The sequence below is a fragment of the Bacillus sp. JUb11 genome (assembly GCF_024807925.1).
GTDB classification, from domain to species: Bacteria; Bacillota; Bacilli; order Bacillales; family Bacillaceae; genus Bacillus; species Bacillus altitudinis.
The window spans coordinates 496,521-512,534 of the sequence record NZ_JANUEZ010000002.1 but is presented as its reverse complement, the minus strand read 5'-3'; the positions used below and the strand labels follow the sequence as shown (position 1 = coordinate 512,534).

Here is a 16,014-nt window from a genome sequence, read left to right as displayed (position 1 = left end):
AAAACGTCCGTGCTTCTTAATGAGAAGCCGGACGTTTTTTGTGTAAGAGCTGATGTTCAATAAAGGAAAGAAGCTGCTGACTTGATTTCCCTTTTGAATATTGATTCCATTCCTCAGCAAAGGTTTTCAATAAGTCTTGATTGGCTGATTCGTTTAGCTGCTTAAGCTCCGTTAAGAGCATATCTTGAGTGACGCAAGCCTTTCCTGGAATGATGTCTTCATAACGTTCGACTAAGCCGCGTTTTGTGCGATAAGTCTCTAGATCGTAAGTGAAGAACAAAACAGGCTTTCGGAGCAGCGCATATTCAAACACAATGGATGAATAATCTGTAATCAGGACATCGCATACAGAGAGCAATGGAAAGAGCGGCTGATCGGACACATCAAAGATCCACTCGCCATCTGTTTCTGCTTTGGCTAAATGTTTCACCGCAGGATGAAGTTTGACGAGCAGAATATAGTCGCCATTCAGCTCACTCTGCAATTGTTCTTTAGAAAAAGGTAAGACAAGACCGTTCATTGCAAAGTCCCGGTAGGTCGGCGCATACAGCAGCACTTTTTTGCCTTTTGGAAAAATATCCGTTTGAAAGGAAATAGGGCGCTCATCATAGTACGCATCTGTGAAGGGTACACCTGTTGGCAAAAAACGATCGTCGTTGACGCCAAATGAAGTTTTGAAAATCTCGCGCATGTGATCTGAGCCAGTAACGATATAATCGAAAGACGCATAGACCCGCTTGAAACGCTGCAGATCACGAGAACTACGGTGATGATTTGAAGCATCTTCAAGACCGAACTTTTTCAAAGCACCATTGGCGTGCCACACTTGAATACAAGTAGTAGAAGGTCTATTTCTTAGCACACTTGTCATCAGAAAATAATTATCTGTGACGACGACTTTGCTTTTTAGCATCGTATAGATACATTGAATGAGATGGATGGGATTTTTTTCATGAAAATAGCGAAATGACACATGAGGCACGTCCTTTTCTATCACGGAAGCATGCTTCGTATAGAGGACAGTGAGCTTCATTGTCATATTCGCCTGTTTTTGATAAGTATCAATGAGAGCAGCTGCATTCTCTTGGAATGAAACAAGCAGCGTCACCTGATTGTCACGAGGTTTCACGCCGCTCATGAGCCATCCAGCAAAAGAAACAAAAGCTGCATAGCATGAGATGATCATTGAGCGTATATTCATCATGTATCAGTCTCTCACAGCTGCTTCGTCTGATCTTTTACTTGCTCAGGATAGTAGCGCTTTTTCCCTTTGTTTTCTTTTAATACGGCAAAAGCGTACTTTGGAATATTCAGCATTCGTTTCCATCTCCACGGATTGACAATGAGTCTGTACAGCCATTCCGTATTTGTTTTAATCATCCAGCGTGGTGCACGCTTCACCGTTCCGCTAAATACATCAAAGCTTCCGCCTAAACCGATGCAAACAGCTTGCGGGAACAAATGACGGTATTCATAAATAAAGTTCTCTTGGTTTGGATAACCTAAAGCAACAAACACCATATCTGCTTTTGAACGAGCAATTTGTTTTGCCACAAACCGTTTATCCGCTTGATAACCATCACAGCTGCCTGCAATCACCACATTCGGATATTCCGTATCAATTCGCTGTTTGACAGCCTCAAGCACTTCTTTTTTCGCACCATATAAAAAAATACTTTTAGATTGCTTGTTTGCGAGATCAAGCATAGACATGAAGACCTCAAAGCCTGCAATTCTTGATTTCAACGGATGGTTTATAAGACGTGACATCAAGACAACACCTACACCATCAGGTAAGACATAGTCTGCAGAAGAGATGACTTTATGATATGCATGATCCTTCATAGTTGCATAGCCTATTTCTGGATTCACCGTTGCAATCATTGCGCCTCTTCGCTGTGAAAGGTGGTGTTGGTTCATATAACTAATAAATTCGTCTAAGTCGCCATTTACATAAGAAAGGTTAGAGACCACTTCTGTTTCCACTGTATAAACCCCCTTTTTCTTTTTGTTATCTATTGTACGATCATTGTAAATTCATTCTTAACCTACAGATCATTTTATCACAGTTGCTCCATGAAATATTAACAATAACTTTACAATCCTTTTAATTTCATGACATTTTAATAAACAACTAGTCTCTAAAAACGTTGAAATACTGTAGTGACGCAGTTTCACTATTTTATCCATTAAATTGGAAATAGTTTGTCTTTACATTTTCTTAACGTTTTTTAGGCATTATGATATAATGAGGTTCCGAAGAGCGAAAAAACATGACCGATGAGAATAGGATTACGGATAAACATTACTGCTTGAAGCAGTCGAATAAGGAATAAAGAAAGGAGTTTATGTTTGCAATGAAGAAAGTTATTACTTACGGTACATTTGATTTATTACACTGGGGGCATATCAAGCTGCTAGAGCGTGCAAAACAGCTTGGAGATTACTTAGTAGTGGCCATCTCTACAGATGAGTTTAATTTACAAAAATCAAAAAAGGCTTATCATAGCTACGAGCATCGCAAGCTGATTTTAGAAACCATTCGTTATGTAGATGAAGTCATTCCAGAGAACAGCTGGGATCAAAAAGTCCGAGACGTACAAGAACATGACATTGATGTGTTTGTTATGGGGGATGACTGGGAAGGTAAATTTGATTTCTTGAAAGAGCATTGCGAAGTCGTTTACTTGAAGAGAACAGAAGGTATTTCGACAACACAAATTAAGGAAGAAATTGCTGGACTATAATAGATTGAAAAAAAGTACTTCTTATCTTTTGGTGAGAAGTGCTTTTTCATGTAAAATACATAGCAAGTGATCATTTTTATAAGAAGAGCTTCCTGTGTTTCAAAATTGGATGAAGAAAAAAGGTGAACACACATTGGATCAACCTGAACTAAATGAAACAATGAAATCGGTTGAAATTCCTGACATGGACTACTACTTTATTATGGGGGATGTGCCAAAACAGGACAACACCTTAACGGATTCATTAAACTTAAGATTAAAATCATTGGCTGAGAAGAATAAACGAGCTACCATCTTAACTTTGAATTTTGATGTAAATGTAAAGGGGGATATTCGAAGCCTAGAGGAGAATTTTCACCCTCAAATTTCCATCTTGAATGTATTTGAACACTATATTTTACCGGAGAGCGGGAGTAAAAGGGTTTATTCGGAGTTTATTACAGGTACCGTATCGGAATCGATTAATGAAGTCTTTATATCTGAGGACAACTCAACCGTTCAAGTGACAAGATACGAACTACCTTCTTCCCCCATTCTGTATATAGATCAATTTAATGAAGAACAGCAATTGATGAAACGGGAAGAATACGATATACATGGCGCTTTACGAAGAGTACTTCACTATGTTCCGCATAAGGGTGTCCCTTTTCTGGAAGAATTCATTAGAGATGATAGAAGTATCTACATGGAAACCATATATTCTGGAAGTGCCAAGAAGAATACAGTAAGGCATATTAATTGGTACAAGAAGACAGGCATCACCACATTTGTGAAAAAATCCGATATCGTACAGCAATGGCTATCTGATATTCAAACAAAAAATGAACGCATGAAATTGATGATTGCAGAAGATCGAGAGATAGATCAAGATCTGTTTAAAATGGAAAAATCCGATTCAGTATTTTATGCTGCTTTTGTGCATGACGCACACTATGAGGAAAATCCCCGTCAATTGCACACTCATTATGAAGAACTATTTAAACAAATCAGGAAGCAGCAAGTAGATGCTATTTTCTTTTGTCATCCGAAACATAAGGAAGATGTCGAAAACGTTTTAGGGGAACAATCTTCCTTTTATCTATTGCCACAGGATGATGGTTCTTCTTGGGGAGCGGCTCTTCAGAATATGCTTGATAATCGAGTACTTAAAGAAGAACTAAGAAGTGTTGTGGAACATGCAAGATGGATGTTGCGTGATGTAAGCTCTGAGCATCATGTCCTTCATCTGCAGCTTGAGATGGAAGGTGAAATGAACATTGCGGATCAGGTAGAAATAGATTTTGCAGGATTTGATCGAGTCAATGGTGCTGAAATTATTTCTCAAACCATCAACGAAAATCAACAAGTGATTTTCCCGATTGGTCATTTTCAAACAAAGAAACAGATCGAACTCAATCAAACGAAACATGTCGATTTTTACATCCGAAGTAAGTCAAAAACACATCATCAAGAGGTATTACAGCGTTTAGAAGTGGAAGAAGAACTGCTCACCAACAAACCTTCGTCAATAGATGGGTGGTCTTACCAAACGAAAAATGGTTACTACTCTTGGAAGATCAATTAAAGAACGAACTGTATCTTTGTGAAAGCATGTGAATGAAAATGAAAAAAATCGTTACAATTTTATATATCATCGTTTTTAAACTCTTGTTTTTGGGTGTCAGTAAACTGCAGCCAAAAAAGAAAACGGTTATTTTTGAAAGCTTTAATGGAAAACAATTCAGCTGCAACCCGCGTGCTATTTTTGAGTATATGAAAGAAAATCACCCTGACTATACGTTGATTTGGAGCGTTAAAAAAGGGTATGAAGCACCGTTTCAAGAAAAGGGCATCTATTATATTCATCGTCTGTCGTTTAAATGGATTCTTGCAATGGCAAGAGCCGAGTATTGGGTTGTAAACAGCCGTTTGCCGCTATGGATTCCAAAACCAGGCCACACAACTTATTTGCAAACATGGCACGGGACGCCTTTAAAACGACTGGCTGTGGATATGGACGAAGTTCATATTCCTGGAGCAAACACGAAGAAATATAAAAAGAATTTCACGAAAGAAGCATCGAAATGGGATTGTCTTATATCTCCTAATGCATACTCGACTGAGATCTTTACACGTGCGTTCCAATTTCAACAGACCATGATTGAATCAGGGTATCCAAGAAATGATTTTCTGTACAATCAGAATAATGAAGGAACGATAAGAGCGCTGAAGCAAAAGATGAACCTGCCTCTTGATAAAAAAATCATCCTCTATGCACCGACTTGGAGAGACGATCAATATTATACAATTGGAAAGTACAAATTTGAATTGGACCTTGATCTGCATGAGTTGAGGTCATCTATCGGAGAAGAATATATCATCATCCTTCGTATGCACTATTTAGTAGCGGAAAACTTTGATCTCGGACCATATGAAGGCTTTGCTTATGACTTCTCCCATTACGAAGACATTCGAGATCTTTATATGATTTCTGACCTACTCTTGACAGATTACTCTTCCGTGTTCTTTGATTATGCAAACCTTAGGCGTCCAATGCTGTTCTATGTTCCAGACATCGAAACGTATCGCGACAAACTAAGAGGGTTCTATTTTGACTTTGAACAAGAAGCACCTGGTCCGCTTGTGAAAGAAACAGCAAGTGTGATTGACTGGATCAAAGAGACAGAGAAATCGACCTTTACATTACCAGCTTCATTCACATCATTTTATGAGAAATTCTGCTACTTGGAGAACGGAGAATCATCCAAGCGTGTTGTCGACTCGGTATTTGAAAAGATCAAATCAACAAGATAAAGGCTTACAGCTAATGGCTTGTAAGCCTTTTATCATGATATAAAGTGAAATCTTCATCAACTTCTGTTACAATTATGAGCGGTGCTTTTAAAAAAAGTAATTCCAAAAACTTATATCTAAGGAAGATTAGAATGAACGCAATGTTGACGATATTGAAGGAGCAAATCAGTTCATTTCCGCTGATCATGCGACTTGCTGTTTATGAAACAAAATCAAAATATCAGATGAATTATTTAGGTGTTTTATGGCAGTTTTTAAATCCATTGATTCAAATGCTGGCTTACTGGTTTGTTTTTGGTTTAGGCATTCGCGGAGGACAGCCAATTGTCATTGGAGGCATGGAGATTCCATTTATCATCTGGATGCTTGCCGGATTAATACCGTGGTTCTTCATTAGTCCGACGATCCTTGATGGATCAAACAGTGTGTTTAAACGCATTAATATGGTATCGAAAATGAATTTTCCGATTAGTGCGCTGCCGTCTGTGGTCATTATGTCCAACTTATTCAGCTATTTTGTCATGATGGGTGTCTATCTCATTGTGCTTATTTCTTATGGCATATATCCTGACGCGCATTGGCTACAATATATTTACTACCTTATATGTATGATCGCATTTATGTTTTCGTTTAGTTTGTTTAACTCAACAATTAGTGTACTCGTAAGAGACTATCAATTTCTTTTACAATCAGTGACACGTTTACTTTTCTTTTTGCTACCAATTTTTTGGAATATCTCAGAGAAGCTCACTGGAGACAAAGCATGGATAGGAGATATTTTAAGACTGAATCCTCTTTTCTACATTATTGATGGTTTCAGAAATAGTTTGTTAAAGGGAGAATGGTTCTTCCATGATGTCAAATATACACTTTATTTCTGGCTGATTACGCTTCTTCTTTTAACAGTCGGTTCATTACTGCATATGAAATTTAGGGATAAATTTGTCGATTTTCTTTAAAAAGTAAGGAGATTATACGATGAAACTAAAGGTTTCGTTTCGAAACGTATCCAAGCAATACGTCCTATATAAAAAACAGTCGGACAAGATCAAAGGGCTGTTTTTACCAAATAAAAATGAAAAAGGTTTCTTTGCCGTTCGTGATGTGTCTTTTGATGTCTATGAAGGAGAGACGATTGGTTTTGTAGGGATCAACGGGTCTGGGAAATCCACGATGTCGAACCTCTTAGCGAAAATCATTCCACCGACAAGTGGTGAGATTGATATGGACGGTCAGCCTTCGTTAATTGCTATTGCGGCAGGGCTGAACAATCAGTTGAGCGGTAAAGACAATATTCGTTTAAAATGCTTAATGATGGGCCTGACAAATAAAGAAATTGATGATCTTTATGAAAAAATCGTAGAGTTTGCGGATATTGGAGACTTTATTGATCAGCCTGTAAAGAGCTATTCAAGCGGAATGAAATCCCGTCTTGGCTTTGCCATATCAGCACATATTGATCCAGATATCCTCATTATTGATGAGGCACTGTCTGTAGGAGACCAAACCTTCTATCAAAAATGTGTGGATCGTATCACCGAATTCAAAGAACAAGGAAAGACGATCTTTTTTGTCAGTCACTCCATTAGTCAAATCCAAAAAATCTGTGATCGGGTGGCTTGGATGCATTATGGTGAACTTCGTATGTTTGATGATACGAAAAAGGTTGTGAAAGAGTATAAGGAGTTTGTTGATTGGTTTAACAAGCTTTCCAAGAAAGAGAAACAAAAATATCAATCAGAACAGAAGGAAGGTCGAAAAGGCCTACAAACGACAGAGAAGGTCACGAGGTATAATGACACTGGAAAACGACGTTCCTTTTTCGGACCGGCGTTTCAAGTCACCATAATAGCTGTTTTAACCATCTTACTTGCCCTTTCTATGTTTTCGGATCGTCCGCTGCGTACACTGGCGACATTTGGTGCAATTTCTTCGGGTAAAACAGAGGCGCCCCAGTCAACGAACCATGAGACGAAAGGTGCCTCTGATGATATGAAAAAGATTGATCAACAGGCCATAGTTAAGGCAGATCCATTGACGGTTTATACAGACAGGGCCATGAAAAAAAAGGCAGACGTCACATTATCGTTTGGACAAGAAGTAAAGGCTGTGGCTAAAAATAAACAAGTCGTTCAAATCAAAATAGCATCAGAGACATATTATGTGCAACCAGATGCGCTACAAAACGCAGATGAATTGAAGTCGTTATCCATTGGACCAGCACAGTTCAATTCCTACGTATCACCCGCATCTGCGGGTTCGTATGAGTACTTACTTTCTTTCCTTGGAAAAGAAGAGTCTGTGCTGAAGCAAAGAATGCAAACACTTAGCTCGATCAAAAGTGAGCAAGGCGATATTATTGAGCGCCTGACCACTGAGAAAACCGATTATGTGATTCAAAATGGTCAGGCGAATACGATGGTGTTCCGCGAGATCATGCCTATCTCTCCTTCAACACTTGGACTGACAACACAGAATGTCTGGATGAATGAGAAACAAACGAAGTTCGCAGTAAAGGGCGAAAATAACCTGTTTGTCATTGATAATGAACAGCATACGCTGACCGTTTCAGCGACCAAATAAAAAAGCTGCCGATGCCGGCAGCTTTTTTTAATTCACTTCTTCTTTTTCAAGAAGTTGTTTCATAAATGGAATGAGTTTTTTCTTGAGCTCTTCATCTTGAAGGGCAAACTCTAGCGTCGTTTCAATGAAACCTTGCTTCTCTCCGACATCATATCGTTTTCCTTCAAAATCATAGGCAAATACACGCTGGATGTCATTGAGCTTTTGGATGGCATCTGTCAGCTGAATTTCTCCGCCTGCACCAATTTCTTGTTGATCAAGGTACATAAAGATCTCTGGCGTGAAAATGTAGCGCCCTAGAATGGCTAAATTGGATGGTGCGGTTCCTTGCGGTGGCTTTTCAACAAAGTTTTTCACTTGGTAGCGGCGGCCTTCTTGGGTAAGAGGATCAATAATCCCGTAGCGATGCGTATCGCTGTCCGCTACCTGCTGAACACCAATTACAGATGAAAGGGTTTTTTCATATTCATCCATCAGCTGGCGAAGTCCAGGTGTTTCGGCTTGGACAATATCATCACCTAATAAAACAGCAAAGGGTTCATCACCGATAAAGTTGCGTGCACACCAAACGGCATGTCCGAGTCCTTTAGGTTCCTTTTGGCGGATGTAATGAATATCAGCAATATTAGAGGATTTTCTCACTTTTTCTAAAAGTTCACTTTTTCCTTTTTCTTCAAGGTTGCGCTCCAGCTCTGGCGCAAAATCAAAATGATCCTCAATGGCTCTTTTCCCTTTTCCAGTGACAATAATAATGTCTTCAATTCCTGACTCAACAGCTTCTTCAATAATATATTGAATGGTTGGTTTATCAACGATTGGTAGCATTTCTTTAGGCATAGCCTTTGTGGCAGGGAGGAAACGTGTCCCGAGACCTGCAGCTGGTATAATGGCTTTACGTACTTTTTTCAATGAACTTTGCACCTTCCTTACATATAGAAAAAAATGATGTGACATGACCTTCATTTTTCATCTTTCATAAAGTGTAACTTACAAATGATAGAAATGACAAATGATTTACGAGAAAGATTTAAAACCAATTGTAAAGAACTTGTGTAAATATTCATGTTGAAAAGAGTAAAGGTGATGTAAAGATTAAGAATAGAATGATTAGGATTCGTTCTTATTCTTTTGTATAATGAACAACATACAATAATTGAGAAGAAAAGAGGCATCGACTATTGAGAACATTACATGTAATGACTGTATTCGGGACGAGGCCTGAAGCGATTAAAATGGCACCCCTTGTCCTTGAGCTAAAAAAACATCCACAAATTAAATCTTCAGTTACTGTGACGGCTCAACATCGACAAATGCTTGATCAAGTGCTGAAAGCTTTTGATATTAAGCCCGATCACGATTTGAATATTATGAAAGAACGCCAGACATTATCTGAAATCACATCGAATGCACTGTTGAAATTAGATCAATTATTCAAAGAGGAAAAACCTGATATTGTGCTTGTTCATGGAGACACAACGACAACCTTTGCAGGAAGTTTGGCTGCGTTTTATCACCAAATTTCAGTAGGTCATGTTGAAGCGGGGTTAAGAACACATAATAAATACTCACCGTTTCCAGAAGAATTGAACCGTCAAATGACAGGAAATATAGCCGATATTCATTTTGCGCCGACACATGAGGCAAAGCAGAATCTTTTAGTTGAAAATAAAAAAGAAGAGACCATCTTTGTAACAGGAAATACAGCAATTGATGCATTGCAAACAACGGTTACAGAGCAGTATCAACACCCTATTTTAGAGAAAATAGGCACAGATAAAATGATCTTATTAACGGCTCATCGCAGAGAAAATCTTGGTCAGCCGATGAAGAACATGTTTAGAGCGATTCGCCGTGTTGTCGAAGAATTTGAAGATGTTCAAGTCGTATACCCTGTCCATTTAAATCCTGCTGTTCGTGATGCTGCTCAGACAGAATTCAGTGATCTTGATCGTGTGCACTTAATTGAGCCGCTTGAAGTAGTTGATTTCCATAACTTTGCTGCTGCCTCACACTTTATTTTAACGGATTCAGGCGGTGTGCAGGAGGAAGCTCCCTCTTTAGGAAAGCCAGTATTAGTGCTGCGTGATACAACAGAACGTCCTGAAGGCGTGAAAGCTGGTACGCTTAAGCTTGCAGGAACCGATGAAGAAACCATTTATCAGATGGCAAAAGAGCTGTTAGAAGACAAGCAAGAGTATGATAACATGTCGAAGGCTTCTAACCCATATGGTGATGGACAAGCATCGAAACGAATTGTTGAAATGCTTCTTTATCACTATGGATTAACGGATGTCAAGCCGCAGTCATTTTGAAAATGACCATTTATATGTTAGAAAAATTTGTCGATATATGTTACAAATTCTAAATCAATAATTAAAAAAATATAAAAATGTGGTATTATAATGGCATATATTAAGATATGAATGGATTCTTTGTAATGTAATTTACAATCTATTTATATTAAAATATTGCCATTTTTATTTATTTGACATGATTGAGAGGGGTATTAAGTATGATTTATGCAGAAATATTAGCTGGCGGGAAAGGTTCTAGAATGGGTAATGTAAATATGCCAAAACAGTTCTTGCCGTTAAATAATCGCCCTATCATTATTCACACTGTTGAAAAATTTCTATTAAATGATCGTTTTGAAAAAATTATTATTGTAACTCCTAAAGAATGGATCAATCATACGAAGAATATACTAGAAAAATACATACATGCTGATGATAGATTAGTAGTAATTGAGGGTGGAATAGATCGAAACGAATCGATTATGAGCGGGGTTCGTTTTATTGAAAAAGAGTATGGGCTAAATGATGACGATGTTATTGTTACACATGATTCAGTAAGACCATTTTTAACCCATAGGATTATTGAGGAAAATATAAATGCCGTTCTAGAACACGATGCTGTCGACACTGTTATCCCTGCTATAGATACAATTGTAACTTCAGAAGATGGAGCAAATATCACGAATATTCCTGTACGTGACAACATGTATCAAGGCCAAACTCCTCAAAGTTTTAAGATCTCTCTCTTAAAACGTCTTTATGGCGAACTAACAGAGGAACAGAAAAAGGTGCTGTCAGATGCTTGTAAAATTTGTATTTTAGCAGGGCAAAAAGTGAATTTAGTCCGAGGTGAGGTATTTAATATAAAAGTAACGACACCATACGATCTGAAAGTCGCGAATGCTATTTTACAGGAGAACATAAAAAATGATTAATCAAACATATCGATTGGTTTCTGCTAGACAATTTGAAGTGACTTATAAGGATAAGGAATTTACTTCTGGTCAGGTTGTTGTTAGACCAACTCACTTGTCAATATGTGCTGCGGATCAGCGCTATTTTACAGGAACAAGAGGTAAGGAAGCAATGGATAAAAAGCTTCCAATGGCGCTTATTCATGAGGGTGTTGGAAAAGTAATGTATGACCCTACAGGAGCTTTTAAAGTCGGAACACATGTGGTGATGGTTCCAAATATTCCAAATGAAGAAAATCAATTTATTGCGGAGAACTACCTGCGCACAAGCTATTTCAGGTCAAGTGGATATGATGGGTTCATGCAAGATTATATGTTCATGAATCCGGATCGCCTTGTAGCCCTTCCAGAGCAAATGAACCTTCATGTAGCTGCTTTTATTGAATTAATTACAATTGCTGTCCATGCAATGAGTAGGTTTGAAAGTGTGGCTCACCAAAAGCGAGATTTGTTTGGTGTTTGGGGGGATGGGAACCTTGGATTTATTACATCCTTAATACTAAAAAAACGATATCCTTCTTGTAAAGTATACGTTTTTGGAAAGAACCAATATAAATTAGAGCATTTCTCTTTTGTTGATGAAGTATACCAAATTAATGACATACCAAAAGACCTTCGAGTCGATCATGCATTTGAATGTGTCGGTGGACGTGGCAGTGAAACTGCAATAGAACAAATCATTGATTATACTCAGCCAGAGGCATCTGTGGCTTTATTAGGTGTGTCAGAATACCCTGTGAAGGTAGCAACAAGAATGATTCTCGAAAAAGGGATTATTTTCATTGGAAGCAGTAGAAGTGGCAGTAAAGACTTTGTTAATACTGTTAATCTACTAAATGAATTTCCTGAAATTGTAGATTATTTGGAGACATTAATTGGAGCAGTCCATACTGTGAGAAGCATAGAGGACATTGGAAAGGCATTTGAAGAAGATTTGACTTCTTCATGGGGTAAAACAATCATGAAATGGGAAATCTAACACAATGTATATGACAAAAATTGTGAAAGTTTTTTTTCAAATAGTCTACACAGTCTTTTCTAAATTAATTCCGGTAAGTCCGCAAAAAATTGTGATTGCTTCTTATAGAGATAATGAAATAAATGAAAATTTCAAGAACGTATATAATGAATTGGTAAAACAGCCCCATTTGAGAATTGTTCTATTATTCAGAAAGTCGGAGAGTGGGTTGATAGGTAAGTTTCTCTATATTATTTATTTATTGAGAACGTTGTATCATATTGCTACTTGCAAGGTGCTCTTATTAGATGATTACTATTATCCTCTTTATTTAATTAAAAAGCGGTCGGAAACAAAGGTTGTTCAAATTTGGCATGCATGTGGTGCTTTTAAAAAATTTGGTCACAGCATTAAAGATAAGCAGGGGGGACCTTCATCTGAATATTTAAAAGTAGTTCCTGTTCATTCAAATTATGATTTTGTAATTGTGAGTTCAGAAGAAGCAATTGTTCCGTTTTCTGAAGCGTTTAATATGCCTAAGCAAAAAATATTAGCGACAGGAGTTCCAAGAACTGACTTTTTTTATTCAGAAAAGTACATTTGTGAAGTGAAAAAGAGGTTTCATGAGGAATACCCAGAATTGAAGAATAAAGTGAAAGTGCTATATGCTCCAACTTATAGGGGAGGAGTTAATAAGCAGCATGGGGAACATTTTCTTTTGAATCACGAAACTCTTTTTAGACATTTAGATCCACAGCATTATGAATTGTTCATCAATGTACACCCTTATATGCAAAAAACTTCATTTGGAGAAGAAAATATATCTGAGAAGTTTACTTTATATGAGTTAATGATTCTTTCTGATGTATTGGTGACAGACTACTCATCAGTTATATTTGAATATAGTCTATTGAATAAGCCAATGTTTTTCTATTGTCCCGATCTAGAGAACTATTTGCAAGAGAGAGACTTTTATTACCCGTTTCATGAGTTTGCACCAGGACCTATTAGAACGAAAATGGAGCCTTTAATAGAGGATTTGAAAAATGTAAGTTTGGATAAAACACAAACTGATTTTCGTTCATTTTCAAAGCGGTTCATGAATCGTTGTGATGGACATTCTACGGAGCGTGTTGTTTCACTTATACTAAGCTTATTGAATGAAGGGGAGAGAGTTTTTGAAATTTAAGCTAGGGATTTTAGGAAATATAAACAAATTCCTAAAGCGGGATATCTATTCGACTAAGGTGGTACATTTATCAGGGGAGAAAAGATTGAAATATCATTTCATTGTTACGATGGAGAAGAAAAAAAAGCTTATGTATCATCACACAAACTCCAAGAAATTGATCAAGGTTAATATAGGCGACTATGAAATATGAAAATCGTATAATTCGTAAAATGAAGCGTGTTATGTTTCAAATCTTATATCAACTATTTTGTATCCTGCCAGTAAAACTGAATAAAATCACTTTCGCATCAGATAGTCGTACTGATTTATCAGGAAACTTTGAATTTGTCTATCGAGAGCTTTTAGATAGAGAAGAAACCTTTGATTTTCAGTTTTTCTTAAAAGAAAGCATTAATACGAAAAAAAGTATCACAGAATATGTGCGAATGGCTTATCATTTTGCTACAAGCCGACACATTTTAATAGATGATTTTTATCCAATCATCTATCCATTAAAGATCCGAAAAAATGCTGATCTCGTTCAATTATGGCATGCAGTGGGGGCATTTAAGACATTTGGTTATAGCCGTATAGGTTTACCAGGAGGCCCATCGCCGACATCTAAAAATCATAGGAACTATACGAAAGTCATTGTCAGTTCTGATCATATCCGTAAGCATTATGCAGAGGGATTTGGTGTAGATATTGAAAATGTCATTGCCACAGGAATTCCTAGAACAGACTTCTTTTTCGATGAAGCGAAAAAAGCTGAAGTTAGATCAAGTTTATATGAAGAATATCCTTTTCTAAAAGGGAAAAAGGTGATTTTATTTGCCCCGACTTTTAGAGGAAATGGCCAGCAATCCGCCTATTATCCGTTCGAAGTATTAAATTATGATCAGCTTTATCAAGAGCTGAATAACGAATATATTTTCTTGTTTAAAATTCATCCATTTGTTAAAAATAAAATTAATATTCCATATCAATATAGTGAATTTTTCTATGATTTTTCAGATTTTAGAGAGATCAATGAGTTGTTGTTAATTGCAGACGTTCTGATAACTGACTATTCATCTGTTTGTTTTGAATTTGCTTTGCTACAAAAACCAATGATCTTTTTTAGTTATGATGTGGACGAGTATATTCGAACTCGTGATTTTTATTATGAATATTTCTCATTTATCCCGGGCCCACTAGCTAGAACTTGTCATGAACTCGTTTCAATTGTTAAGAACAATCAGTATGAATTCGAAAAGTTAGATTCATTTGTGCATTATTTCTTTGATGAATTGGATGGTCAATCGAGTAAAAGAGTAGTGGATGCGATTTTATTAAAACAAAAAGAAGGCGATGAGTAGCAAGGATAATTCTTTCATAATAAAAAACACCTTTCTTAGAGAAAGGTGTTTTTTATTTACGAAGCTTCCAAACTATCCTTCAATTCCTTCTTCACTTTCGCTAAACTGCTGTCATCAAGCTGATAGTAATAAATATTATTGATTCGTGTGCCTGTACCTTTCAGCTCGTGCTGTTTCACATTTTGTCTTGCATCACGATAATCATTCATCATCGTCCACATGTCGTCAAAGGACATATTCGTTTTCATGTTATTTTCAACGACTTTAAACATATCACCGAATTTCGTAATAGATGAAATGTTAGCCCCTTTTGCAATGATGCCTTCAATAACTTGACGCTGTCTTTCCTGACGGCCGAAGTCACCTTTAGGATCTTGCTTTCTCATTCTTGTATAGGCAAGGGCTTGATCACCGTTCAGGTTAATCTCTCCTGTACCAAATGAATGGCCATCATAGCTGAAAGCAAACGTGCTGTTCACCGTAATCCCGCCAAGTGTATCGACAATGTCTTTAAAACTTTCCATATTCACTTTTACAAAGTAATCTACAGGTACATCAAGCAGTTCCTCTACTGTATCTGCCGCCATTTGTGTACCGCCGAAAGCGTAGGAGTGGTTGATTTTATCCATTGTGCCTTTTCCGACAATCTTTGTATATGTATCGCGGGGGATACTCACCATCTCAGTTGTTTTCGTTTTCGGATTCACTGTCATGTATATTAATGTATCTGCACGGCCGCGGTCATTCTTTCTTTCATCAACACCCATGACTAAAATGGAGATCGGGTCTTTTTTACTTAAATCGACATCTTTGTCACGCTTATCTGACTTCTTTAAGTTCTCCTGAATGCCTGCGACAGTTGATGCGGCTGTATTCCAAAGATGATAGGCATAGCCGCCCGTTACTAATACAAACAAGCCAATAATAGATAAAATAATCCAAAGTGCTTTTTTCTTATTTCTTTTTCTTTCTGCTCTCATTCTGTCCCTCACCTTTTCTCTCATTCTCCCATGATTATAGGTTTACGAATCTTGATAAACAAGTTATTTTTTTACTCTGAACCTAGATATAGACGTTGTAACAAAAAAAAGGTTTCAAAAAACCTTAAATTTACCTTAAAATATTAAGTTATAAGA

At 37.2% G+C, this 16,014-nt stretch carries 13 protein-coding genes and 1 pseudogene; 10 read left to right on the top strand and 4 right to left on the bottom strand.

Features of this window, described 5'->3' with window-relative positions; translation table 11 throughout:
* Positions 1–16 precede the first annotated feature (16 nt).
* Both M2369_RS05795 and M2369_RS05790 read right to left on the bottom strand, forming a co-directional pair.
* Complete coding sequence (locus M2369_RS05795) at positions 17–1,204, bottom strand: CDP-glycerol glycerophosphotransferase family protein (RefSeq protein WP_259253547.1); 1,188 nt, start codon at positions 1,202–1,204, stop codon at positions 17–19.
* 11 nt (positions 1,205–1,215) lie between these two features.
* Positions 1,216–1,986, bottom strand: a complete 771-nt coding sequence (locus tag M2369_RS05790; RefSeq protein WP_045033965.1) for a WecB/TagA/CpsF family glycosyltransferase — start codon at positions 1,984–1,986, stop codon at positions 1,216–1,218.
* A gap of 371 nt (positions 1,987–2,357) precedes the next feature.
* Here M2369_RS05790 and tagD point away from each other — a divergent pair, with 371 nt between their 5' ends.
* From tagD to tagH, 5 genes and pseudogenes are all read left to right on the top strand, one after another.
* On the top strand, positions 2,358–2,747 hold the full coding sequence (gene tagD / locus M2369_RS05785) for a glycerol-3-phosphate cytidylyltransferase (RefSeq protein ID WP_008343212.1): 390 nt from the start codon (positions 2,358–2,360) through the stop codon (positions 2,745–2,747).
* A 133-nt stretch (positions 2,748–2,880) separates the two neighbouring features.
* The gene (locus M2369_RS05780) at positions 2,881–4,311 is read left to right on the top strand and encodes an alpha-glucosyltransferase N-terminal domain-containing protein (RefSeq protein WP_259253546.1); all 1,431 of its coding nucleotides are present in this window, start codon (positions 2,881–2,883) and stop codon (positions 4,309–4,311) included.
* A 35-nt stretch (positions 4,312–4,346) separates the two neighbouring features.
* Positions 4,347–5,540 (top strand): annotated as a pseudogene (tagF, locus tag M2369_RS05775) (teichoic acid poly(glycerol phosphate) polymerase); the annotation flags it as partial.
* 131 nt (positions 5,541–5,671) lie between these two features.
* Positions 5,672–6,499 carry an ABC transporter permease gene (locus tag M2369_RS05770; protein WP_058336999.1) on the top strand — a complete coding sequence of 276 codons (828 nt, stop codon included), beginning with the start codon at positions 5,672–5,674 and terminating at the stop codon, positions 6,497–6,499.
* Between the two features lie 19 nt (positions 6,500–6,518).
* Entirely contained in the window at positions 6,519–8,123 is a 1,605-nt protein-coding gene (tagH, locus tag M2369_RS05765; RefSeq protein WP_259253545.1) for a teichoic acids export ABC transporter ATP-binding subunit TagH, read from the top strand.
* A gap of 27 nt (positions 8,124–8,150) precedes the next feature.
* Here the strand turns inward: tagH and galU are convergent, their stop codons facing one another.
* Complete coding sequence (gene galU / locus M2369_RS05760) at positions 8,151–9,032, bottom strand: UTP--glucose-1-phosphate uridylyltransferase GalU (RefSeq protein WP_008343198.1); 882 nt, start codon at positions 9,030–9,032, stop codon at positions 8,151–8,153.
* 269 nt (positions 9,033–9,301) lie between these two features.
* Between galU and wecB the strand changes: the two genes are divergently transcribed.
* From wecB to M2369_RS05735, 5 genes are all read left to right on the top strand, one after another.
* Complete coding sequence (gene wecB / locus M2369_RS05755) at positions 9,302–10,435, top strand: non-hydrolyzing UDP-N-acetylglucosamine 2-epimerase (protein WP_135009622.1); 1,134 nt, start codon at positions 9,302–9,304, stop codon at positions 10,433–10,435.
* Positions 10,436–10,635: 200 nt separating this feature from the next.
* Positions 10,636–11,352: an IspD/TarI family cytidylyltransferase gene (locus M2369_RS05750; RefSeq protein ID WP_058336996.1), complete on the top strand. Its 717-nt coding sequence runs from the start codon at positions 10,636–10,638 to the stop codon at positions 11,350–11,352.
* Positions 11,345–12,370 carry a ribitol-5-phosphate dehydrogenase gene (locus M2369_RS05745; protein WP_259253544.1) on the top strand — a complete coding sequence of 342 codons (1,026 nt, stop codon included), beginning with the start codon at positions 11,345–11,347 and terminating at the stop codon, positions 12,368–12,370. Before M2369_RS05750 ends, M2369_RS05745 begins: the two co-directional genes overlap by 8 nt.
* A gap of 4 nt (positions 12,371–12,374) precedes the next feature.
* On the top strand, positions 12,375–13,538 hold the full coding sequence (locus M2369_RS05740) for a CDP-glycerol glycerophosphotransferase family protein (RefSeq protein WP_259253543.1): 1,164 nt from the start codon (positions 12,375–12,377) through the stop codon (positions 13,536–13,538).
* A 224-nt stretch (positions 13,539–13,762) separates the two neighbouring features.
* Positions 13,763–14,878, top strand: coding sequence for a CDP-glycerol glycerophosphotransferase family protein (locus M2369_RS05735; RefSeq protein WP_253718737.1), 1,116 nt, complete (start codon positions 13,763–13,765; stop codon positions 14,876–14,878).
* 56 nt (positions 14,879–14,934) lie between these two features.
* On the opposite strand, the gene tagU is transcribed toward M2369_RS05735, so the two are convergent.
* Positions 14,935–15,858 (bottom strand): polyisoprenyl-teichoic acid--peptidoglycan teichoic acid transferase TagU, encoded by a 924-nt coding sequence (gene tagU, locus M2369_RS05730; protein WP_259253542.1) that lies wholly within the window; start codon positions 15,856–15,858, stop codon positions 14,935–14,937.
* Positions 15,859–16,014 lie beyond the last annotated feature (156 nt).

Coding starts and splice junctions, on each gene's coding strand:
- tagD (WP_008343212.1), top strand. CDS start 2,358: ATGAAGAAAGTTATTACTTACGGTACATTTGATTTATTACACTGGGGG.
- M2369_RS05745 (WP_259253544.1), top strand. CDS start 11,345: ATGATTAATCAAACATATCGATTGGTTTCTGCTAGACAATTTGAAGTG.
- tagH (WP_259253545.1), top strand. CDS start 6,519: ATGAAACTAAAGGTTTCGTTTCGAAACGTATCCAAGCAATACGTCCTA.
- M2369_RS05750 (WP_058336996.1), top strand. CDS start 10,636: ATGATTTATGCAGAAATATTAGCTGGCGGGAAAGGTTCTAGAATGGGT.
- tagU (WP_259253542.1), bottom strand. CDS start 15,858: ATGAGAGCAGAAAGAAAAAGAAATAAGAAAAAAGCACTTTGGATTATT.
- M2369_RS05735 (WP_253718737.1), top strand. CDS start 13,763: ATGTTTCAAATCTTATATCAACTATTTTGTATCCTGCCAGTAAAACTG.
- M2369_RS05740 (WP_259253543.1), top strand. CDS start 12,375: ATGTATATGACAAAAATTGTGAAAGTTTTTTTTCAAATAGTCTACACA.
- M2369_RS05795 (WP_259253547.1), bottom strand. CDS start 1,204: ATGATGAATATACGCTCAATGATCATCTCATGCTATGCAGCTTTTGTT.
- M2369_RS05770 (WP_058336999.1), top strand. CDS start 5,672: ATGAACGCAATGTTGACGATATTGAAGGAGCAAATCAGTTCATTTCCG.